10 protein-coding genes, 4 tRNA genes and 3 rRNA genes are annotated in these 22,422 nt (G+C 43.6%); 9 read left to right on the forward strand and 8 right to left on the reverse strand.

Annotated elements, in window-relative coordinates; genetic code table 11:
- The first annotated feature begins 7 nt into the window (after positions 1 to 7).
- Positions 8 to 1,813, forward strand: coding sequence for a translation elongation factor 4 (gene lepA, locus IWA51_RS04565; RefSeq protein WP_198443401.1), 1,806 nt, complete (start codon positions 8 to 10; stop codon positions 1,811 to 1,813).
- Positions 1,814 to 2,001: 188 nt separating this feature from the next.
- Here lepA and IWA51_RS04570 read toward each other — a convergent pair whose 3' ends face one another.
- On the reverse strand, positions 2,002 to 3,681 hold the full coding sequence (locus tag IWA51_RS04570) for a 6-hydroxymethylpterin diphosphokinase MptE-like protein (protein ID WP_198443402.1): 1,680 nt from the start codon (positions 3,679 to 3,681) through the stop codon (positions 2,002 to 2,004).
- Positions 3,682 to 3,690: 9 nt separating this feature from the next.
- Complete coding sequence (locus IWA51_RS04575) at positions 3,691 to 5,226, reverse strand: peptidylprolyl isomerase (protein ID WP_198443403.1); 1,536 nt, start codon at positions 5,224 to 5,226, stop codon at positions 3,691 to 3,693.
- 169 nt (positions 5,227 to 5,395) lie between these two features.
- Between IWA51_RS04575 and IWA51_RS04580 the strand changes: the two genes are divergently transcribed.
- Both IWA51_RS04580 and IWA51_RS04585 read left to right on the forward strand, forming a co-directional pair.
- Positions 5,396 to 5,470: transfer RNA gene (locus IWA51_RS04580), tRNA-Asp, on the forward strand.
- Between the two features lie 41 nt (positions 5,471 to 5,511).
- Positions 5,512 to 5,584 (forward strand) — tRNA-Pro (locus tag IWA51_RS04585).
- A 141-nt stretch (positions 5,585 to 5,725) separates the two neighbouring features.
- Here the strand turns inward: IWA51_RS04585 and IWA51_RS04590 are convergent.
- The 6 genes from IWA51_RS04590 to IWA51_RS04615 form a co-directional block, all read right to left on the reverse strand.
- Positions 5,726 to 6,769 (reverse strand): GGGtGRT protein, encoded by a 1,044-nt coding sequence (locus tag IWA51_RS04590; protein ID WP_177527291.1) that lies wholly within the window; start codon positions 6,767 to 6,769, stop codon positions 5,726 to 5,728.
- Between the two features lie 4 nt (positions 6,770 to 6,773).
- Positions 6,774 to 7,475 carry an iron-sulfur cluster assembly scaffold protein gene (locus tag IWA51_RS04595; protein ID WP_177527290.1) on the reverse strand — a complete coding sequence of 234 codons (702 nt, stop codon included), beginning with the start codon at positions 7,473 to 7,475 and terminating at the stop codon, positions 6,774 to 6,776.
- A gap of 132 nt (positions 7,476 to 7,607) precedes the next feature.
- A complete protein-coding gene (locus IWA51_RS04600) occupies positions 7,608 to 12,080 on the reverse strand; it encodes a SpoIIE family protein phosphatase (RefSeq protein ID WP_198443404.1) in 4,473 nt (1,490 codons plus the stop codon).
- A 140-nt stretch (positions 12,081 to 12,220) separates the two neighbouring features.
- The gene (locus IWA51_RS04605) at positions 12,221 to 14,347 is read right to left on the reverse strand and encodes a hypothetical protein (protein ID WP_198443405.1); all 2,127 of its coding nucleotides are present in this window, start codon (positions 14,345 to 14,347) and stop codon (positions 12,221 to 12,223) included.
- Between the two features lie 114 nt (positions 14,348 to 14,461).
- On the reverse strand, positions 14,462 to 16,060 hold the full coding sequence (locus IWA51_RS04610; RefSeq protein WP_198443406.1) for a 1,4-alpha-glucan branching protein domain-containing protein: 1,599 nt from the start codon (positions 16,058 to 16,060) through the stop codon (positions 14,462 to 14,464).
- A gap of 63 nt (positions 16,061 to 16,123) precedes the next feature.
- Positions 16,124 to 16,798 (reverse strand): DUF4912 domain-containing protein, encoded by a 675-nt coding sequence (locus IWA51_RS04615; RefSeq protein ID WP_177527286.1) that lies wholly within the window; start codon positions 16,796 to 16,798, stop codon positions 16,124 to 16,126.
- A 239-nt stretch (positions 16,799 to 17,037) separates the two neighbouring features.
- On the opposite strand from IWA51_RS04615, the gene IWA51_RS04620 reads away from it, so the two are divergent.
- From IWA51_RS04620 to IWA51_RS04645, 6 genes are all read left to right on the forward strand, one after another.
- Positions 17,038 to 17,208, forward strand: a complete 171-nt coding sequence (locus tag IWA51_RS04620; protein ID WP_198443407.1) for a hypothetical protein — start codon at positions 17,038 to 17,040, stop codon at positions 17,206 to 17,208.
- Positions 17,209 to 17,238: 30 nt separating this feature from the next.
- Positions 17,239 to 18,782: ribosomal RNA gene (locus IWA51_RS04625) — 16S ribosomal RNA — on the forward strand.
- An 80-nt stretch (positions 18,783 to 18,862) separates the two neighbouring features.
- A tRNA-Ala gene (locus tag IWA51_RS04630) sits at positions 18,863 to 18,936 on the forward strand.
- An 83-nt stretch (positions 18,937 to 19,019) separates the two neighbouring features.
- Positions 19,020 to 21,962 (forward strand): 23S ribosomal RNA (locus IWA51_RS04635).
- 119 nt (positions 21,963 to 22,081) lie between these two features.
- Positions 22,082 to 22,190: ribosomal RNA gene (gene rrf, locus IWA51_RS04640) — 5S ribosomal RNA — on the forward strand.
- Together the 16S, 23S and 5S rRNA genes with 2 tRNA genes alongside form the textbook arrangement of a ribosomal RNA operon.
- Before the next feature lie 122 nt (positions 22,191 to 22,312).
- A tRNA-Lys gene (locus IWA51_RS04645) sits at positions 22,313 to 22,385 on the forward strand.
- Positions 22,386 to 22,422 lie beyond the last annotated feature (37 nt).

Consider the following 22,422-nt stretch of genomic DNA (forward strand, 5'->3'; position numbering starts at 1 on the left):
ATTTACTATGACAGAACTCAAGTACAAAAGAAATTTTTGCATTACGGCTCATATTGATCACGGAAAATCAACTCTTGCAGACAGACTTATCCAGAAGGCCAAGATTATTGAAGACCGCCAGATGATGAATCAGATTCTTGACAATATGGATATTGAAAGGGAACGCGGAATTACAATAAAGAGCCAGGCAGTTACAATTCCGTATCACGCAAAGGACGGTCATGATTACGAATTGAATTTTGTTGACACACCGGGTCATGTTGACTTCAGCTATGAGGTAAGCCGTGCAATCGCTTCCTGCGAAGGTGCCCTTCTTTTGATAGATGCGACACAGGGAGTTGAAAGCCAGACTGTAAGCAATATGTATATGGCAATGGAGCATGATTTAACAATTGTTCCTGTTATTAACAAAATTGATTTGGCAAGTGCAGATGTAGAAAGTGTAAAGCATCAGATAGACCATGACCTTGGACTTGATTCTGCAGATGCCCAGCTTGTAAGTGCAAAGACGGGGCAGGGTATTGATGAACTGCTTGAGGCAATTGTAAATAAATTTCCGCCACCTTCCGGTGATGTAAATGCACCTCTTCAGGCTTTGATTTTTGACTGCCATTATGATGAGTACAGGGGCGTCGTTGTTCACATACGTGTCATGCAGGGAAGAATCAAGGCAGGAGACACAATCAGACTTATGAGTACAGAAACAGATTACCGTGCCGAAAAAGTAGGTGTCTTCAAGATTCGCTATGAGGAAACACAGATACTTGAAGCCGGTGATGTAGGGTACGTCATAGCCGGAATAAAAACTGTTTCTGACGTGCGCGTTGGCGATACAATAACAACAGTGAATAATCCCGCAAAAGAAGCCCTGCCCGGTTTCAAAGATGTTAAGCCTGTTGTATTCTCTTCAATTTATCCGATAGATTCAAATGATTACGAAGAACTCAAGGACAGCATGGAAAAACTTAAGCTTAACGATGCGTCACTTGTTTATGAAAAAGACAACTCTCTGGCACTTGGAAACGGATTCCGCTGCGGATTTCTTGGACTTCTTCACCTTGAAATAATTCAGGAAAGACTTGAGCGTGATTTTGACCAGGTTGTAATTTTTACAGCCCCGAGCGTAAAATACAAAGTGGTGCAGCAGGGACACGAAGAAATTTTTGTTGACAATCCTGCCGATTATCCAGAAGGAAAAATCCAGTCTTCAGAAGAACCGTATATTACAGCGACAATAATTACGCCTACTGAATATATTGGTCCTATTATGGAACTCTGCAGAATAAAGCGCGGAACACAAAAAAATATGCAGTATCTTGACGAAAAGCGTGTGGAACTTTCCTACGACATGCCGCTGGCCGAAGTTCTCTTTGATTTTTACGATAAACTCAAGTCTTACAGTCGAGGTTATGCAAGTTTTGATTATGAAGTAACTGATTACAGGCCTACTGATCTTGTAAAAATTGATATTCTCATAAACGGAAAACCTGTTGACGCCTTGGCCCAGCTTTGTTTCAGGGCAAGTTCCGCTGAACGAGCAAAACAGGTTTGTGAGCGTCTTAAAGGTGAAATTTCCAGACAACAGTTTAAGATTGCCATTCAAGGATCAGTCGGAAGTCAGATTATTGCGCGTGAAACTGTAAACCCCGTGCGAAAAGATGTTCTTGCAAAGTGCTACGGCGGAGACGTTACCAGAAAAAGAAAGCTTTTGGAAAAACAGAAAGCAGGAAAGAAGCGTATGCTTATGGCCGGTAATGTTGAACTTCCCCAGAGTGCATTCCTTGCAGTACTCAAAGAAAAGGAAGACAATTAAAAGTTTCATAGTTGCCTTCCTTAAAATTGAACGATTGAGCAAGTTTCAACTTGCGATTGAGTTCAATTAGTACGCGTAAGCGTACACGTAAATAAGGAAGTTTTTGCAAAAACTGTATTTTTCTTGAATGGCGCTATTTTTGCCGTTCAAGAAATACGTTGAATAATTGCAATTTTTTGAGGCAACTTTTATTTTTGTGCAATACTGAATTGCTTCAGAAAATACGGAATTTCAGCACGGATCCGCTTTAAAAAACCTGTTTCGTGTCTGAAAAAATTTCCGTCAGGAAAATGCCGCCAGAGGTAATCGCTTTGCATAAGAAGCGAGTCAAGCTGTTCGTCCAAAGAAATTCCCTCTATCCTGCAGACAGAATTATTTCCGTTTTTAAGAAGATCCCGTATTGTCTGAAGGTTTTTAATTTCTTCGGAATACAATTTTTCTGTATTTTTTTTGTTTGCTTTTTTTTGAATAAAAACAGAATCAGTTTCGGTATTTGACTGCTTCCTGTCAGAAAAATATTTTGTTAAATTCGAAAGTGTTTTTTCATCAAGATTCTGCAAATTCAAATCAAGACCTTTTGTTCCGAAAGAAAAAATATTTTTTTCGCCCGAAAAATGAATCTTAAACTGGTTTGCATAGGATTCCAAAGCTGGCGTAGAATAAACCTGGTTTCCGCTTTTGTCACTGCATTTTTCAGCTGAATATGAAAAAGCAGCCCCGTAGTTTTCTGCACTTTCAAACCTGTTGCTTTCTGAAAGCCTCAGTGTGCTTGCAGGCGTTCCTTTTGCATGTGTAAGTCCCGCAGAAAAGCAAAAATCCAGTCCGGAAACTATAATCGGAATATTTTCATCTGAACGGATCTTGCATGCAATATAGACAGCCACAAGTCCTACAGACCCCATCGCCGGAATCATCTCTTTTATAAGTCCTGTCTTTTTGAGTCTCTGCAAAAATAATGAATCAGAAGACTCTGAACAAAACCAGATTGTTTTTGCACACGTAAGTTCAGGAATTTCGGCACGGGAATTCAGGTCTGCAAACAAAACGGGAATTTTGCCTGCCGTTCCGATATACGCTTTTTGTATTGCAAACTGGCTTTCTACTCCAACTGCCGCATCGGGAATTATTTTTCTTTTTAAAAGAGCCGAAATTGCTGCGTCTACGGCAACAATATAGTAATTTTCCGGGGAGAAAGTTTTCTGCAAAAGAAATTCATCAAGGCTTTCTCCTGCTCCGCATACAAGAATCGGTTTGGAAATTGTTTTTTCTATTTCATGCAAATTTATTCCGCAGGAAAATTTTTTCAAATTGCGGATAATATTTCTTGAAAAAAGTTTTCCCATCTTTACCAGCGTAACCCTGTTTTTCCAGTAGCCTTCAATTATTCCGGTTATTCCAAACATGAGCTGGATGTACTTTTCCTCATATAAACGGGTGCCGGAACAAAAATCAATTCTTACGGCCCGACGTATTTTTCCTTCCGAACAAAGTGCGCGGATTTTTTCATCAAGTATAATGTAATCTTTTTGCCCGGTTAAACAAAAAAAATCTGATTCATAATCTATTGAAATTTTATTCTTCAAAGAAAGTTCATAAAGGCTTTTGTCTACTTCTATACAAATACATTTGCAGTCTGCAGGAAGTTTTTTCAAAAGTTCATCCATACCGTACCAAAGTCCCGGTGAACAGATTACAACCAGGGTTCCGCTCAAAATGTTTATGCTGTCGATAAGTGAGTATATTGGTTTTAGCGGATTGTACTTTGAATAGAGAAAGCGGCCTTTGTATTCTATTGTGTTTAAAATAGAAAAGCCCTGACCGGTACATTTTACCAGCCCGGGCTTATCTGAAGATTTATGCTCTTCCAACGGTAATCCTTATTTTGCAGACAAATTCATAAAGTTCTGGATATATGTCTGGAACGTGTTGTCTACAACCCTGTCGCTTACCATAAGAAGCCGCTGTGCACATGACTGGTCAGCCTGTGAAATTCTGGCTGCAAGAGAATCTGTGTTTTCTGCAACCTGTGTCTGGATTCCGGTGCACTGAAGAACTATGATGTTTGAACCAAGAATGAGCGGTTCGCTGATTCCGTTTACCTTAAGTGCAAATGCAGACTTCAATGCATTCTCGTTTGTAAGAATAGATGTAAGTCCTGCAACCGGAGCACCGGCTTTTTCGTCAACAAGAGTTGAGTTACCGTAATTAAGGCTGAATGCTGGAACATCTGTTTTTGTGAGTGAGAATTTTTTGCAGGCAGAATCAAAACCGTTTACCGCTGCATCAGCTGCAAAATTGGCAGCCTGTTCAGAATAATATGTTTCGATAGTTCCCTTTTCATTTGCTTTCATGTAAGAAAGTGCTGCATCTGCAGTCTCTGTTTTTGTAAAGTCAGGCTGTTCACTTTCTGTATCTGCCCTGAAAATTGTATAGCCCCTTGATGTTTTTATTACACTGCTCAAACTGTCCTTTGAAAGGGCTTTTACTGCATCCCTGTCTTTTTCATCTGGAATCATTGACACAAGCTGGTAGCCGTATGATGTAGTAATTTTTCCGTCTGAACCGGTATAATATTTCTGTGACTTTTCACTTACAGCGTCTTCAAATGTAATTTCTGTATTCTGAATCTGCTTGAGAATTGCCTTTGCTTCGCTTTCTGTTTCTGCTGTGATTGCCGAAAGAGAGTACTTTATAAACTTGTCTGAATTTTCTTTTCCGAATTTTACAGCTTCCTCTTTTGGATAATCTCCTGTGTCAAAGGTAACCATGTTGAAAGAATGTTTTTCTTCACCAAGTGAACTTATAAATGATTCTTCGGCTGCTGCAGATTTAAGACCGTACAAAGGCTTTCCGTTGAATTCTGTAGCACCTGTTCCGAACAGATCGTCAACATAGCGGCTGTAAACAAGGTTCTTTTCTGAATTGAGTCTCATAGTGTTAAGATCTGCATCGCTTATCTGATTGTAAAGTTTTTTTGAGAACTTTCCGTTTTCATCAGTGAATGCTGGAAGAATTGCGCGGTCAATGGCTGCTGCCGGAACTTTGTATCCGCTGTATTCTACTTCTTTGCTGAATGCAGAATTCATGACAGTCTGTGCAAATGCTGTTGTAAAAATTCTGTAGTATGACATATCTGTCGGCTGGTTTGAAAGTTCGTATGTAAGATTGTAACCATACTGCTGGTACATGTCTGCCAGATTTGCCGCTGCCTGCATAAAGTCTGAACCTGGCTCGTATTTGATTTTCTTACCGTCAAATGATCCGAAAACAGGAGCCTTGTTGGTATTGAAGATTGCCTGGAAAACTACTGCTCCACCTACAGGTAAAAATACTGCGGCCGAAATAATAAGTACTATTACAGCTCCGATTTTTGTATGCTGTTTCTTTGGTTTGATTACATTTTCTTGATTCATCGGAATGATACATCCTTTTCTTATAAAGTTATATTGTATAATTTTATCACTGTAAAAACCAAGTGTCAACGGTGGAATAAGCCACCCGGAGAAAATTGTAATTTTTTTTCAGAATTCGGGTTTTCTGTGTTGACATAAAATACGGATTTTGATATAGTGGGAACATCACGGGGGCGTAGCGAAGCTGGTTTATCGCGCTGGCCTGTCACGCCGGAGATCGAGGGTTCGAGCCCCTTCGCTCCCGTCTTTAGCCTGTTCTGCGGAATGGGCTTTTTTTTACATTAACGGGCAATAGCGCAGTTGGTAGCGCGCTAGGTTCGGGACTTAGAGGTCCCGGGTTCGAATCCCGGTTGCCCGACTAAAGGCTGTTCAGACTATTAATGGTTGTGGACAGCTTTTTTATTTTAAATCCGGTAGATACGGCCACAATAAAAAAACTCCGCAAACAGAACTGGTTATTCCGTCTGCGGAGTTTATCATTTAAGGCTTAAAGCGTAATTTATTTCTTAAATGCTTCTGCAACTGCAACAGCACAGGCAACAGTACAACCTACCATCGGGTTGTTTCCCATTCCCATGAAGCCCATCATTTCTACGTGTGCCGGTACAGAAGAAGAGCCTGCAAACTGTGCATCAGAGTGCATTCTTCCGAGTGTATCAGTAAATCCGTATGAAGCAGGACCTGCTGCCATGTTATCGGGGTGGAGTGTGCGTCCTGTTCCGCCGCCTGAAGCTACAGAGAAGTAGTTTTTCTTTGCAAGAAGACGCTCTTTCTTGTATGTTCCTGCTACAGGGTGCTGGAATCTTGTCGGGTTTGTAGAGTTTCCTGTAATAGAAACATCAACATCCTCGTGCCACATGATTGCTACACCTTCGCGTACATCGTCTGCTCCGTAGCATTTTACGATAAGGCGGTCAGGATTTGAACCGTATGGAACTTCCTTTACAATCTTGAGAGCCTTGTCTGTTCCCTGTCCGTTAAAGTAGTCAAACTTTGTCTGAACGTATGTGAATCCGTTTATGCGGCTGATAATCTGTGCTGCATCTTTTCCGAGTCCGTTAAGGATAACGCGGAGCTTGTTCTTGCGAACCTTGTTTGCGTTTGCTGCAATTTTGATTGCTCCTTCGGCTGCTGCAAAAGATTCGTGTCCTGCAAGGAAAGCAAAGCACTGTGTATCTTCGTTAAGAAGACGTGCACCAAGGTTTCCGTGTCCGAGACCGACCTTTCTGTCATCTGCTACAGATCCTGGGAGACAGAATGCCTGGAGTCCTTCTCCGATAGCTGCTGCTGCATCAGAACCTGTTATTGTTCCGGCCTTTTCACCCTTTTTGAGAGCAATTGCAGAGCCAAGAACATATGCCCACTTTGCGTCTTCAAAACAGATCTGCTGTGTTGACTGGCAGATTTCGTACGGGTCGAAACCTTTAGCCTTGCATAAATCGCGGGCAGCCTGAAGTCCGGCCTCTCCCTCTGCGAATCCGTATTCTTTTAAAGCCTTGTTCACCTGCGGAATGCGGCCTTCGAAATCTTCAAACAATGCCATAATTTTACTCCTTGCGCGGGTCGATGAGTTTTACCATGCCCTGGTCTTCAGTTACGCGGCCGTAGTGTGTGCGTGCCTTAGCAATTGCTTCCTTCGGGTCTGTACCTGCTTTAAGAGCGTCCATGAGTTTTCCGAAGTTGATGCAGTTGTAACCGATAATCTGTCCGTCTTTGTCAACAGCACATGTTTCAACATAGCCTTCTGTCATTTCAAGATAGCGTGGGCCGGTTTTGCGTGTTGCAAACATGGTTCCGACCTGTGAGCGAAGGTTCTTTCCAAGATCTTCAAGGGAAGCTCCGACTTTAAGTCCGTCCTTTGAGTATGCTGACTGTGTGCGTCCGTATACAATCTGGAGGAAAAGTTCGCGCATTGCTGTGTTGATAGCATCGCAAACAAGGTCAGTGTTAAGAGCTTCGATAATTGTCTTTCCGATAAGGATTTCAGAAGCCATAGCGGCAGAGTGTGTCATTCCTGAGCAGCCGATTGTTTCTACAAGGGCCTCCTCAATAACACCGTTCTTTACGTTAAGAGTGAGCTTGCATGCTCCCTGCTGCGGTGCGCACCAACCGATACCGTGTGTGAAACCGGAAATATCTTCCTGTTTTTTAGCCTGAACCCATTCTCCTTCTTCAGGAATTGGGGCCGGTCCATGATATGCGCCTTTTGCCAAAGGACACATATGTTCCACTTCTGCAGTGTACTTCATAGGTTACCTCTAATAAAAATATGTAGAAAAGAAACAGGCATTTTCTGCCGTTTATTCCAACTATAGCATAAAATACCACTTTTTTCAATAAGTCTGCATAAGAGTCAGAATGGTGCCCGTGCTTAATTGCGCTTATTTTTTCTTTATTGCAACAAGTGTCAGATCATCATACTGCGGATCTTCCCTCATTCCCTGGTATGCTGTTTGTGCTGAATTTTTGTCTTCTTCCGGAACAGCACTGCATAATTCAGAATACTGGACAAAATGTTCCCTAAGGAAAGCGTCTATTTTTTTGTCGGCATGTATTATGTCTGAATCATTCTGTTCTTTTGTTGTATACATACGGAACATCTTTTCTGCCGAAACAAGAGCCATTACAGCATCTTCTGCAGAACCTTTGCAGTCCCTGAAGTCAAATTTCAAGTCTTCTGCTGAATTTCCCGGATGGGCTTTGTGCAGAATATATTCCTTCTTTTTGTAAACTGCTTCGATAATGTCAGAAATGCGTTCGTCAGACATTTCTTCTCCGCTTTCTTTTGAATCAACAGGTTTTCCCGATCTGTCACGGAAAATCCTTTTTGCCTCTTCAATTCCGTCTGTATAAAGGAAAAGAACATCATCTTTTTTGAGTCTGAGTTTTGTGACTTTGTAACCGCCCTTCATGTTTATCATGTCCGTGCTGAACATTCCTGCAGCAGGAGTTTCCTGAAGGGTAATTGTTTTCTTTTTTCCAAGAGCACTGTCATAAATCTGTACAAGATTATCCCCGGCGTTGCAGAACCAGCAGTCACCGCTTTCGACATCAATTATGCAGAGTGTGAATGCTGCAAATCTTCCTTTGAAGCCGCGTGATTCAAGAAGATCATTTATCTGTCCTACTACAGGCGCAAGATTTGTTCCCTGTGAAGGATTACTCATGCTCCAGTTTTTGAAATAGTTAAGGAACAGTGTTGCAACTTCTATCATTATAAGTGCCGCCGGAATTCCATGTCCCGAAACGTCGCATTTTATGACGGCATAATGTGTTGCATCCAGTGCTTTGTAATCAAAATAGTCCCCCGAAAGTGCATCAGCCCCTGCATAGTAACTGAAGAAGTCTGCACCTTTCGTTTCAAGGCGGCCGGTTGTAAGTGAGTTTCCGGCTGAGTCTGTCTGTAGCGGAAGGAATTTTGCCTGTACTTCTTTTCCGAAAGTAATGTTTTTTGTCTGTGCCGCCGCTTCTGCAAGATTTTTTGTCATCTCGTTGATTGTGTCTCCGAGACGTCCGATTTCATCTTTTGTCCTGATTGAAATTTCTTTTCCCTTAAGTTTTTCCTTGTCTTTTTCATCCCTGATCATCGCAACATGTGAGTCCAGTTTTTTTATTGGCTTTACAATCAGTGAGGCTATTATTGAAGTGGTTATGAAAGAAAGAATTACGGCTACAATCATCAGAATGATTCCGGTATTGAGCATAAGTTTTTTTTCATCACCGAGTCTCTGCATGAGTGTGTCGGTTTCTATTTCCATGAGGGCAATTCCGTGAACGTAGTTTGAAGAACTTCCCTGACGGTAAATAATCGGTCTGTAGAAAATATAGCTGTGTACTGACGGATCAATTTTTTCTGTGCTGAATTCGGGAATTGTTCCGGAACCTTCGGTTGCAATTTCTTCAAGAATCAGGTCCAGTTTTGAAATAAGTTTTGATCTGATTGTCTGGAGTTCCGCTCTTTTTGCTGTGCTTGCTTCATCATTTTTGGAGGCAAGTGAAAGACCTTCTTTTGTAACTTCTGTAATTGCTTTTGAAAGTTCTTCCGCAGAAAGTGCAGCCTTTTCGTTTAACAATGCACATTTTGCTGCTACTTCTGAAATCTTTTCTGAACTTATTCTTGTCTTTCCTGGAATGAAAAGATTCTGTCCTGAGCCCAAAAGAATTTCTTCACTGGTTGTTGCCCACACCGCGTCCATCGATGTTGAATCATTTCCTTCCGGGTATCCTGTTATTGTCGCAAAATTGCATTCTGCGAGAGCTTTTGATTGGGAAACAATATCAGTAAGCGAAAGGTTGTCTGCACTTGTTGTTTGAGGTAGATAAATTTTTGCACCTGTGCACATGGAATCAAGCATGACAGACACGCGGTCGTAAAGACTTTTTGTAAGGGTTCTTTCCTGTGTTCTGTTCATGTATGTTCCGAATGCAATGAATATAAGAGTATCAAGTGAAAAAATCAGAACAGATGTATGCAGTACAAGTTTTGACTTAAGGCTTGATGCCATAAGTTTTCTTCCTGATTTTTTATTGTTCTTTTCAAAAATCATATTGTCTCCTTTCAAAATAGAGCGTGTTTGGTTTCTTGATTTTCTTGTGTCTTTCAGCGCAACGGTAAGTCCTTTTACTGCCGCAAATGCTGCTGTCAATGCCAGTGCGGCAAAAATTAAAATTATTGCATCAGTTATTGAAAAATTGATTTTTGCATTTGTACCTGAAAAAATCCATCCGGTAAACGGAAGTGCTGAAAGTTTTGATTTTACAGTACCTGTCTCTGTTACACTGAATCTTTCGCGTGCAGGAAAATAAAGTCCGCGGTCTGAATGAACAAGTCCAATTCTGTAGCTTCCGGTTTCGAGTCCGCTTATTTTTATTCCCGAAATTCTGGAGTCTGAATTTATTTTGTAATCCTTGCTACTGAGTTTAAGTATCCTGTCAAAAGGTTCTGTTCCGTCCCTATCCAGAATAATTGATGTTACTGTTCCGTCATATAAAAATCCGTTCCCGATAATTTCAATTTTCGTATCACCAAAGTCATCTGTTTTTGCATCTGCCGTTGTGATTGAAGTTACAGGAATATATTTGTTCAGAAGAATTTCAGCAGAGATACTCTGACCGATGTTTCCGCAGAAGTCTACGGCCGCAACGCTGAATAAATAAAGTCCGTTTCTTACGTTACTGAATTTTGCAACCGGATTTTTTGAAATAATTCTTGCAGGAAGGACAGGATTTTTTTTATCAAGTACAGATTCGTTTTTTTCAAGAAACTGTGATACGGAATTTTCCGCTTCTTCAAAAGACAGTTTTATTGGGTGGCGTTCAGTGTGTGCAAGTTTTCCCGGAAGTGTGTCAATCAGTTCAAGCGACCATGTGTATCCTTCTACATCATCGTCATTCTGGTTTTTATCCCATGCGATTTCAAAAGTGTTGGATTCCAAAAATCCAAGATCATCAAAAATCTGTTTTTTGAGTTTTACTTTTTCAGGGGGAGTTGTGTCATATACGTATGTAAAAACAGCAGGTTTTGACCAGTTTCCCGCATAGTCAGTTTGTGCAGCCTTGAAGTACCATGTACCGTCTTTGTCCGCAGATACATTTATTTTTGACCTGTCCTTCAAAACCAAAATTGTTTTTTCCGGATTTACAGAAGAGTCCTGCGACCATGACCATGAAAAACCTTTTATACCAGAAGGATCTTCTGTGCCAAGAATTTCAAGTTCTATATCCGGTTTTGCAGATTTTTCACCGTCACTGAATCCCAATCCGCTTAGTGATGGTGAAGGTGAACTTGTATCCTGTTTTAATATTTCTATTACGCCTGTTTTTCCTGTTTTATGCTCCCATATAAAAGAAATTTTTTTATCATTGACAGGGCAGGGAAGTATTGCTCCGTCAGTCGAAAGAATATTTTCTTCGTTCCATATAAGTCCCTGCAGTACAGACATTCTTGCACCGCCTTCTGAACTTCCGGCTCTGAACCATAGTGCATGAATTTTATTGTCCGATTCAAAAAGAACAGGACGCGACATTCTTCCTGTTTCTGAATTTATTTTTTCCGGAACAGAAACAATAGTTCCGTCAGATTTTATTTTTGCAGTAAAAATATCTGTTGTTCCAGGAGAAGAAAAGCTGGATCTTTCCCATGCCAGATAAATGTTTCCGCCTGAATATAAAAGAAAAGGAGCCTGATTGTTGTAGTTGTAGAATTTGTTTCCGTTTTCTACAGACTCTTCTGATGTAACTATTTTCGGGACAGACCAGTTTTTTCCGAAATTTTTTGTTTCCATTGCGAAAAGCTGGAAAGAAATCAAATTGTCTTTTGTGTATTGTGCCTGGTATACAAGAGTGTCGCCGCTTTCTGTTGCCGTCAGAACTGGAGCAATCGGATTAAAAAATCCATCGCCTTCTGCTGGAAGTAAAACAGGCTTTGACCATTTTACTCCATCTTTTGACGTTGTGTAAAAAATAGAAAACTGGTCTTCCTTCGCTGCAGAAATAAAAATATAAAATCCCCCGGAAGCAGAAACATAAACTTTTGGAATTAGAAAACTTCCGTAGTCCGGCAATGTGTTTTTGATTACTTCTTTTTTTGCCTGACTGAAATCTTTTTTTGAAGACCATATCTCCAGTGAACCGTCATCGCCGCTTGCTGCCAGAACAGTTGTTCCGGATTTGTTTGCCGCTGCAGAATAAATAAGCGGAACGTTTTCATTGTATTTGAAAGGACCTGCAATGTGTTCGTAAAGAATCCATTCCTGATCTTCGTATTTTTGTTTTAAGGAAATGTATATGCTGTTTTCATCATTTTCCTGCCAGAAAACGTATGATGCTTTTTTTTCGTTTATTTCTGTATTCAAAGAAAACGGGTAGGAGCAGTTTAATTTTGTGTCAGAAAAAATTTCACTTTTGTCAAAATAGTATTGAATTGAATTTTGCGCCGTTGAATAAAAAAATAAAGAGACCAGAACTGACAGAATAATTTTTTTTATGCACCGCATCATATTTGGGCCTCTATTCTTTTTTTAAGTCTTATAACTTTTGCAGACTGAAGATTGCCGTTGTTTTCAAGAAGGGCAGAGACTTTTATACTGGCCTCAATTATATTTCCGTTTCTGAGATCTTTCAGAGCAGCCTGGTATATATCTTCATCTTTTGCAGAAAGTGTAACTGCAGAATCAGAACCTGTCCTTAATGCAATTTCGTCAAGGATTCGTGCAGCTTTTTTGCTTTCTGAATTAAGGCTCTGTGCTTCTTCTGCTTTATCTCTTGCGGCTTCAAGTTTTATTTCATCCCTTCCAGCCTGTTTCAGAAGAGTCTCTGCTTCAATCAACAGAAGTTCTGCTTTTTCTGCGGATTTTTTTGAAACAGGACGCGGCCGCAAATTCATTTCAATTTCTGCACGCACAACTGTTTCTGCAAGTCCCGGATATTCTGGATTTATTTCCTGCAAATCCATCAAGTCAGAATAAGATTGTCTTGCAGCGGTATCGTTGGCAGAATAATCTGTTTTTACAAGAGTGTCTGCTTTTGCTTTGAATACTTCGCTGAATGTTCCGGGGGCAGCCAGCCGGTCTATTTTAAGAGACAGAATACCGGCATCTCTGTTTCTTGGATAATATATTTTAATCTGGTTTATTCTTTTTTTTGCTTCTGTAAGAATCTCACCTGCTTCTTTTTCATTACCGACAGAAATAAGATATTCTGCTTTTTCAAATCCTGCTTTTGCTTCCGAAAGATTTTTAAGCATTTCCGGAGCCTTCGGATCATAAGATTTTATTTCTCTTCCTTCTTTTATGGCAATCGCAGTGTTTGTAAAATCTTTAAGGCGCTCCAGTTCCCTGTCTGTTTCAATTTCCGAGTCCACAAGCTTTGACCATAAATTTCTCTGCGTGTCAGCTTCAAAAAGAAAGTCAACTGCTTTTTCAAAATTACCGGCATAATATGCAAGTCTGGCAGAATTTTTAAGACTGCGCATGTTTGAAAGAAATACAGGAGTCTGTGTTTTTACAGTTCTGTCTCTTATTGAATCTATTCTATCACGGACAGATTTCAATATGTCTGCATCGTTGTTCAGTTCGTCATAAATTTGTGAAAAAAGATTTTGTGCCCTGACAATATTTTTTAAAGATGATTCCAGATCACCGCCAATATTTTTTTCTGCGGAATTCAATTCAGAAGAAATTTCTTTTTCTGCAATGCTTGCTTTTATAAACTGCTGTTCAGATTTGTCCTGCAAAGAATCAAGTCTGCTGTTTAATTTCTGCAGTTCAGAAATTGTCCTGTCAATATTTTCCTGCTGTGCAATAAAATTTGCCCGGTAGATATAACCGTCATTCAGTCTTAATTTTGATTCTTTAAGAACAGCAATGTCCTGCGCAATATTTTCCTTTTCTGCAGGATTTTCTTTCAGTACCTGTCCGGGATGAGACTTTGCTTTTTCTTCTGCCGAATCAAGGTTTTCTGAATCAAGAGACAACATTTGTTCTGCTGTCTGCGAATAATACAAACTGACTTCCACCCAAAGGCTGATTGCTTTTTTTGTGCATAGATTTTCTACCGCTGTGCAGTTTTTTGAAAATGCATCTGCAAACTTTTTCCACGGATATTTTATTAATGAACTTCTTTCCAGAACTTTCATTGCCGAAGATTTTTTCCATGCAGCAGAAGTTCTTCCGTATGAAGAAAAATTTTTGGCAGAAGTAACCAGTGCCGCAGAATAAGCGTCACTTTTTTTTCTCATTGCAGCTACAGAATCAGAAGGCCTTTTTTTTATCTGAACAGTTTCTTTGTCAATAAGCGAAAGCATGTCAATGAATTTTACTGCATCTTCACATACATAAACCATATTTTCGCTTTCATTGGTTGAACCCGGATTCTGTCCGTTGTCCTGTAAAGAAAAATCCCAAAGAATTTGCGCATTGTTTTTAATTTCAAAAACGGCAGCTTTTGCGGCAGAATAATTTTCTTTTTTAAACCAGCCTTTGTCCATTTCCAATAAAGAAACGGCTTTTTCAATATTTTTTTCGGCCTGGGCAACAGCTTCTTTTTCAGTTACCGAGTAAGAAAAACTGGTAAAAAAAAATGCGAATATTAGTTGAATAAAAAATAATTTCTTTCCAGACACAATTCTGAATATATCAAAAATGTCTAAAAGTTACAATTACGACAGCCCTGTAACCTGTATTTTTTTGAACAAGGCTTTTTGTATGTACAGTGAAAAATCTTCTTTTGTGAAAAATTATTTTTTGCGGCAGAAAATCCTGTAGTTCATCCACGGAAAGATTTTTGTATTTTTTTCCTCGGAAGTAAGCCAGTCTGTCTTGACGGTATTGCTTGCCAGTGAATCAAAAACTTTTGTGAAAGAGCTGATTTTGTTTCTGAACAGCATGTCTGTGTAATCAGGAATTTTGCTTTCGTGAATCATCATCGGCCATTCACCGCTCTGTGCAAGAAGAACTTCCTTTGCACCAAGGCTCAGAAGTCTTGCCTTAAGACTTGATTCTGAAGGAAAGCGGTCTGCCAGGTCAATCATTCTTTCCGAAGCTTTTCTTACGTGTCGCAACATCCAGCTGTTTGAATTATCCGAAAGGTCTTCCCCGTAACCGAGTCCGTTTGCCGCACACGGGTAGGGTTCAATTTTTGGAAGAGAAAACTGGTTTTCAATAAGATTTCTGCACTGTTCCAGTTCAATAACATTGTTTTCGCAGACAAGCCGTATAACTTCTTCAAACCATTCGATTCCTTCAAACCATGTCTGTCCAAGAATCTCGGCCGGAATCGTGCATACAAGAACAGGATCTTCCCCGTTCATAAGAGTTTCTGCTTCTGTAAGTTTTGTCAGTTTTGATTCATAGAATTCTTTTGCGTCTGACTTTGCCTGCCTTAAAGCTTCATCCCTGTCATAAGCCGGCCTGTCATCTTCATCGCAGCCGTTGGCAAAGTATTTGAATCCGGTCTGAATTCGTGCACCGTTGCTTCCTTTAAAATCAGCAAGTTCGTCCCCTGACAGTTCAAATCCTATGTCATTCTGTACGCAAAGATACTGCTCTTTATTGCAGAAACCTTCATTTCCGCAAATTTCTTCAGTTGTTTCTGGATCTCGAGCAAAAAGAACCAGAGAATTTTCTGTCCGTACAGGTGCAAAAATTCCGGTTTCAGGACATTTTTCAGAAAACAGTATGCCTCTTGTGTCTACAATTGAATAGTTGACGCCGTAAGAACGCAGAATTTTTTCTATTCCCTTTGACCAGCCCATGTACGGAAGCCAGAAACCTTCACCGCCTTCTGAAAAAAAGTGGCGCTGGGAAAAAATACCTGTTTCTACCTGTGCGTTAAGGGCTTCTGGTAAATCTGCATAGTGGGGAAGAAATGCGTATGTCGCTGCTGTAGGAATTAATTCAATATATCCTTCATCAGAAAATTTTTTGAAGGCTGCCAGCAGGTTTTGACCGTAAGTTTCTGTAAAATCAGTTTTTGTCTGTGTAATTCTTGAAAGACATTCTTTGGCCTGAATTAAAAGCGGGTCGTCTTTAAGACGAAGAATTTCCTTTTCGCCAAGTTGAATCTGGCTGTCAAGATGTTCAATATATTCAAGCTGAACCTGCGGATCTTCCAGCAGCGTACAAAGTGGCGCCGAAATTACAAGACCAATCTTAAAATTAAGGGAATCCTTTTTAAGTCTTTCAAGCATATCAAGAAGAGGAATATATGTATTTGAAATAGCAGAAAAAAGAATATCGTTCTGTTCCCTGAAATTTTCATCAGAGCAGTTTGTTTCGCTTTTTCTCAGATAACCCTGGTGGGCTTCAATTATAAAAACCAGATTTTTCTTTGCCATTATTAGCTCCCCTAAATCCCATAAAATAGAAAGGTTTGAAACGTAAACTTCAGATAACAAGCCCTAGTCAGAAAAAGACTGTCTGTGATTCAGGTAATGATCGTGAAGCAGACATTTCATTCCGGAAAGCTTTACCAAAGGCTGAATATCCATTTTTTTTCCGGGCTGGCTGTCCTGTACGGTTTCATTTTCAGCCGGAATTTCAATCTGTTTTGTGCAGGCAAGAATTTCAGGACTTCTGCCGTCAAATAAACAGACAAGCTCAACCTGCATAAAGCGTTTTTTTGATGATACAAGAATATACTGCTCGCCGGTTGTCTCTTTTATATCTATATCAAAAGTGTCATCCTGTTTTTTTGACAAAGGACGATCAAAAAATGAAACATGAAGAAACAGACTTTTGAAATCAGGATCAGAAACCAGCTTTTTTTTCTGAAGCGCTTTGACATCCCAGTAGACATAAGCCCAAACGGGATTTCTTAAAATTGCACAAATTTCTGTTGTGTTATAGGATTCCGGAAGAAAATCAGGAACAGGAGAATCCTCGTCTGTAGTCTGAACATCATTGTTGTCAGACTGTTTGTTTTTTAATTCTTCGGCTGTTTCAAGAAGTTCACCAATAATAAAACGGCGGTTCAGATTGTCAGGAATATCAATCCCGTAGTCATCTGCGAGAGTAATTAAGTCAACAGTGGACATTGACTCAAGATACTGACGGGATAAAAAGTCTTTTTCCATAATGTTCAATATAATCGCTAAAATATTGCTTCGTGTCAAGCGAGGTTTGCGGCTGTTGGGTATGAAAATTGTTTTCTTTTTCCCGGATTGAATAATATGTCCTGTTGAATAAATCTGTTGTGATAATTTAAGATTTTCTTCTATTAAAACATAAATTTTTAAAGGCGGAAAAGCAAATTTAAGAATTTCAAAAAATTTTAAAAAAAAGAAGAATTTAGTGTTGACACAAACAGTGCTGAATGGTAATATCTCATTCACCTGCAGCAAACAACGCTGCAACGATGTTTGAGACGACAAGGGAAGGAAACAAAGACAGAATGAGCAGGAAAACTGTTCAGGAAGGTGACGCAAGGAAAAAGAAAAACCAATTCCATGTCAGTATGAGATGGAGCCGGTTCGTAACAAAATGAGAAATCCCAGGCCTTCGGGCCGAGGAATAAATCATGGAGAGTTCGATCCTGGCTCAGAACGAACGCTGGCGGCGCGTCTTAAGCATGCAAGTCGAGCGGGAACAGATAGCTTGCTATCTGCGAGAGCGGCGGACTGGTGAGTAACACGTGGGTGACGCACCCTTCGGACGGGGATAGCCTGTAGAAATACAGGATAATACCGGATACGAATCCACAGGTTAGAGATGTGGATGGAAAGCCCCTACGGGGGCGCCGGAGGAGCGGCCCGCGGCCCATCAGCTGGTAGGTGAGGTAAAGGCCCACCTAGGCAATGACGGGTATCCGGCCTCAGAGGGTGGACGGACACATTGGGACTGAGATACGGCCCAGACTCCTACGGGAGGCAGCAGCTAAGAATATTCCGCAATGGGGGAAACCCTGACGGAGCGACGCCGCGTGGACGATGAAGGCCGGAAGGTTGTAAAGTCCTTTTGCGGGTGAGGAATAAGGACCGGAGGGAATGCCGGTACGGTGACTGTAACCTGCGAATAAGCAACGGCTAATTACGTGCCAGCAGCCGCGGTAACACGTAAGTTGCGAGCGTTGTTCGGAATCATTGGGCGTAAAGGGCATGTAGGCGGTTACGCAAGCCTGGTGTGAAAGCCCGAGGCTCAACCTCGGGATGCGCCGGGAACTGTGCAACTAGAGTAGCTGAGGGGCAGCCGGAATTCCAGGTGTAGGGGTGAAATCTGTAGATATCTGGAAGAACACCGATGGCGAAGGCAGGCTGCCAGCAGATTACTGACGCTGATGTGCGAAGGTGCGGGGAGCGAACAGGATTAGATACCCTGGTAGTCCGCACAGTAAACGATGCACACTGGGTGTCCGCCCATGAGGGTGGGTGCCGAAGCAAACGCGATAAGTGTGCCGCCTGGGGAGTATGCCCGCAAGGGTGAAACTCAAAGGAATTGACGGGGGCCCGCACAAGCGGTGGAGCATGTGGTTTAATTCGATGGTACGCGAGGAACCTTACCTGGGTTTGACATGCACGGTGATACCGGGGAGATCCGGGGGTCCAGCAATGGAACCGTGCACAGGTGCTGCATGGCTGTCGTCAGCTCGTGCCGTGAGGTGTTGGGTTAAGTCCCGCAACGAGCGCAACCCCTACCGTCGGTTACCAGCAAGTAAAGTTGGGGACTCCGGCGGAACTGCCGGCGACAAGCCGGAGGAAGGTGGGGACGACGTCAAGTCATCATGGCCCTTATGCCCAGGGCTACACACGTGCTACAATGGCCGGTACAGAGCGAAGCGAGACCGCGAGGTGGAGCGAAGCGCAGAAAACCGGCCGTAGTCCGGATTGGAGTCTGAAACCCGACTCCATGAAGTTGGAATCGCTAGTAATCGCGCATCAGCACGGCGCGGTGAATACGTTCCCGGGCCTTGTACACACCGCCCGTCACACCATCCGAGTCGGGGATACCCGAAGTCGGCAGGCTAACCGGAAACGGGGGCCGCTGCCGAAGGTATGCCCGGCGAGGGGGGTGAAGTCGTAACAAGGTAGCCGTACCGGAAGGTGCGGCTGGATCACCTCCTTTCTGAGAGAAAGGTAAAGGCACCGGTGTACGGTGCAGTCCTTGAACACGGGTCTTTGTTTCCGGAACCGTCCTCACGTCGTGGGGATTTAGCTCAGTTGGCTAGAGCATCGGCTTTGCAAGCCGAGGGTCAGGGGTTCAAGTCCCCTAATCTCCATAGAGTTAGTTCTTTGAAATACAGAGGGAAGGAAACGAAATGAAGGCGCATCGATTGAAAGATAGATGCGGAAGGGTCAATATGGCCAAGCGAAAATAGGTCCATGGCGGATGCCTATGGAGCTGCGGGGCGAAGAAGGTCGCGGCAAGCTGCGAAAAGCCGGGGGAAGGAGCACACATCCAGTGATCCCCGGATAACCGAATGGGGTAACCCGGCGGAAGAGATTCCGTCACCGCGCAACTGAATAAAATAGGTTGGCGGAGCCAGACCGGATGAAGTGAACCATCTAAGTAATCCGGGAAAAGAAATCAAAAGAGATTCCGTAAGTAGCGGCGAGCGAAAGCGGAAGAGCCCAAACCGCGATAAGCGGTGTTGTAGGGCCGCACGGGGATGACCCGCGGAGAAAGCAAAGGGATGCGTAGCGGAAGGAACCGGAGAGTTCTGCCGAAGAGCGTGACAGCCGCGTACGCGAAACGCGATCCCACTCCGTGGTGCGGTACCTGAGTAGGGCGGGGCACGAGAAACCCTGTCTGAATCCGGGTCGACCACGATCCAAGGCTAAATACTGCGCAGCTACCGATAGTGAAGAAGTACCGTGAGGGAAAGGCGAAAAGAACCCCGGTGAGGGGAGTGAAATAGAACCTGAAACCATGGACCGGCAAGATGTCACGGGAATAGCTGCCTGTGGCGTGTCTTTTGTAGAATAAGCCTGCGAGTCACGGTGTGCGGCGAGGCCAAGGGATAGAAGTCCCGGAGCCGGAGCGAAGGCGAGTCCGAAGAGGGCGAAAAGTCACACGTCGTGGACCCGAAGCCAATGTGATCTTACTATGGGCAGGTTGAAGCAGGGGTGAAACCCTGTGGAGGACCGAACGGTAATCTGTTAAAAAAGGTAGCGATGACCTGTGGTAAGGAGTGAAAGGCTAAACAAACATGGAGATAGCTGGCTCTCCCCGAAATGCCTTTAGGGACAGCCTCGTGGAAAGTTTGTGGAGGTAGAGCACTGGACGGCCGAGGGGGAGTCAAATCCTACCGAATCCGATCAAACTGCGAATGCCACAAACCAGCCCACGGGAGTGAGACTGCGTGCGACAAGGTTCGTAGTCGAGAGGGAAACAGCCCGGACCGCCGGCTAACGGTCCCCAAATCATGCTGAGTGTGAAATGAAGTGCGGATGCACAGACAGCCAGGAGGTTGGCTTAGAAGCAGCCATTCCTTGAAAGAGTGCGTAACAGCTCACTGGTCGAGCACCCGTGCGCAGACAATGTAGCGGGGCTAAGCATGATACCGAAGCCGCGGATTCATACCGTAAGGTATGACTGGTAGGGGAGCATTCCGCCAACCCAGGAAGGCATGCCCGTGAGGGGTGCTGGAGGAAGCGGAAGAGAGAATGCAGGCATAAGTAACGCAAAGACGGGTGAGATCCCCGTCCGCCGAAAACCTAAGGTTTCCGGGGTAAAGGCAATCTGCCCCGGGTAAGTCGGCCCCTAAGGCGAGGAGGAAACTCGTAGCCGATGGGAAGGCGGTGAATATTCCGTCACTTCAATCAGTTTCGAAGGCAGGACGCATGAGGCGAAGTCCGGCGGGAGAACGGTAGTTCCCGTCGAGGCGGCAAGGTGAAGAGGCATACAGGCAAATCCGTATGCTGAGCTGAGCTGAGAGCGATTCCCTTTACGGAGGGACGAAGCGGACAGAGTCAAGGTGCCGGGAAATACTGTCTAAGGTCAGGCTGGTTGGAACCGTACCGGAAACCGACACAGGTAGGAAGGATGAGTAATCTAAGGCGCACGAGCGACCTCGCGTTAAGGAACTCGGCAAAATGCACACGTAACTTCGGAAGAAGTGTGGCTCCCGGTCGAAAGGTTTGGGAGCGGCAGAAAGCAGGCCCAGGCGACTGTTTATCAAAAACACAGCCATCTGCGAACCAGCAATGGGACGTATAGGTGGTGACACCTGCCCGGTGCCGGAAGGTTAAGGGGAGCGCTCAGGAGCAATCCGAAGGTGCGAACCGAAGCCCCGGTAAACGGCGGCCGTAACTATAACGGTCCTAAGGTAGCGAAATTCCTTGTCGGGTAAGTTCCGACCCGCATGAATGGTGTAACGATTCTGGGCACTGTCTCAACGCGAGACTCGGTGAAATTTATGTTCCGGTAAAGAAGCCGGATACCCGCAATCAGACGGAAAGACCCCGTGAACCTTCACCGCAACTTAGCATTGGGATTCTATTCGTCATGTGTAGGATAGCTGGGAGGCAGAGAGGCGTGGCCGTCAGGTTGCGCGGAGCCGCCGGTGAAATACCAGCCCTGACGGATGGGATTTCTAACGCTTTCCCTGAAGCGGGAGAGCGGACAGTGCTAGGCGGGCGGTTTGACTGGGGCGGTCGCCTCCCAAAGTTTAACGGAGGTGCGCGAAGGTCCCCTCACCCTGGTTGGGAATCAGGGCGCGAGTGTAAAGGCACAAGGGGGCTTGACTGCGAGAGAGACATCTCGAGCAGGTGCGAAAGCAGGTCTTAATGATCTGATGGTTCCGAGTGGAAGGGCCATCACTTAACGGACAAAAGGTACTCCGGGGATAACAGGCTGATTTTCCCCAAGAGTTCACATCGACGGGAAAGTTTGGCACCTCGATGTCGGCTCATCGCATCCTGGGGCTGGAGCAGGTCCCAAGGGTTTGGCTGTTCGCCAATTAAAGCGGTACGTGAGCTGGGTTCAGAACGTCGCGAGACAGTTCGGTCCCTATCTGTTGCGGGCGTTGGATGTTTGAGAGGAGCTGCCTTTAGTACGAGAGGACCGAGGTGGACGAACCTCTGGTGTACCGGTTGTTCCGCCAGGAGCAAGTGCCGGGTATCTAAGTTCGGAAGGGATAACCGCTGAAAGCATCTAAGCGGGAAGCCCGCCTCAAGATTAGACATCCCTGGGAGCATGACTCCCCTGTAGACCCCGGGCAGACCACCCGGTTGATAGGCCGCAGGTGCAGGTACGGCGACGTGCACAGCCGAGCGGTACTAATAGGTCGTGAGGCTTGGCCATATTGTTCCTTCAAAAATCATTTTGTTTCTTTCTGCGGACAGTGTTCCGCCAAGACTTTGCAGCCTGGAAGGGTACTTCCCTGAGGCAAAGTTTTCAGCCTCTGATGCGGCTCTTATGATGCCGGTGGCCATGGCGGGGAGGAAATACCCGTTCCCATTCCGAACACGGAAGTCAAGCTCCCCTGCGCCGATGATACTGCGAGAGCGGGAAAGTAGGTGGCCGCCGGCTTTTTTTTGTTTAAATCATTTCTTTTATAATTTTTTTTCAGAAATTTTACAAAAAAACTTAAATTGCTATTGACTAAAAATCTTCTATTGTATATAGTAGTAACACATTCGAAACGAATGGATGGGCTATTAGCTCAGTAGGTAGAGCAACGCCCTTTTAAGGCGTGGGTCTGCAGTTCGAATCTGCAATAGCTCAGTAAGGCAGTCTGTAATTTACAGGCTGCCTTTTTTTA

Source organism: Treponema peruense (assembly GCF_016117655.1).
In the GTDB taxonomy this organism is placed as follows: Bacteria; Spirochaetota; Spirochaetia; order Treponematales; family Treponemataceae; genus Treponema_D; species Treponema_D peruense.

Coding starts and splice junctions, on each gene's coding strand:
- lepA (WP_198443401.1), top strand. CDS start 8: ATGACAGAACTCAAGTACAAAAGAAATTTTTGCATTACGGCTCATATT.
- IWA51_RS04575 (WP_198443403.1), bottom strand. CDS start 5,226: ATGAATCAAGAAAATGTAATCAAACCAAAGAAACAGCATACAAAAATC.
- IWA51_RS04590 (WP_177527291.1), bottom strand. CDS start 6,769: ATGGCATTGTTTGAAGATTTCGAAGGCCGCATTCCGCAGGTGAACAAG.
- IWA51_RS04595 (WP_177527290.1), bottom strand. CDS start 7,475: ATGAAGTACACTGCAGAAGTGGAACATATGTGTCCTTTGGCAAAAGGC.
- IWA51_RS04610 (WP_198443406.1), bottom strand. CDS start 16,060: ATGGCAAAGAAAAATCTGGTTTTTATAATTGAAGCCCACCAGGGTTAT.
- IWA51_RS04615 (WP_177527286.1), bottom strand. CDS start 16,798: ATGGAAAAAGACTTTTTATCCCGTCAGTATCTTGAGTCAATGTCCACT.
- IWA51_RS04620 (WP_198443407.1), top strand. CDS start 17,038: ATGGTAATATCTCATTCACCTGCAGCAAACAACGCTGCAACGATGTTT.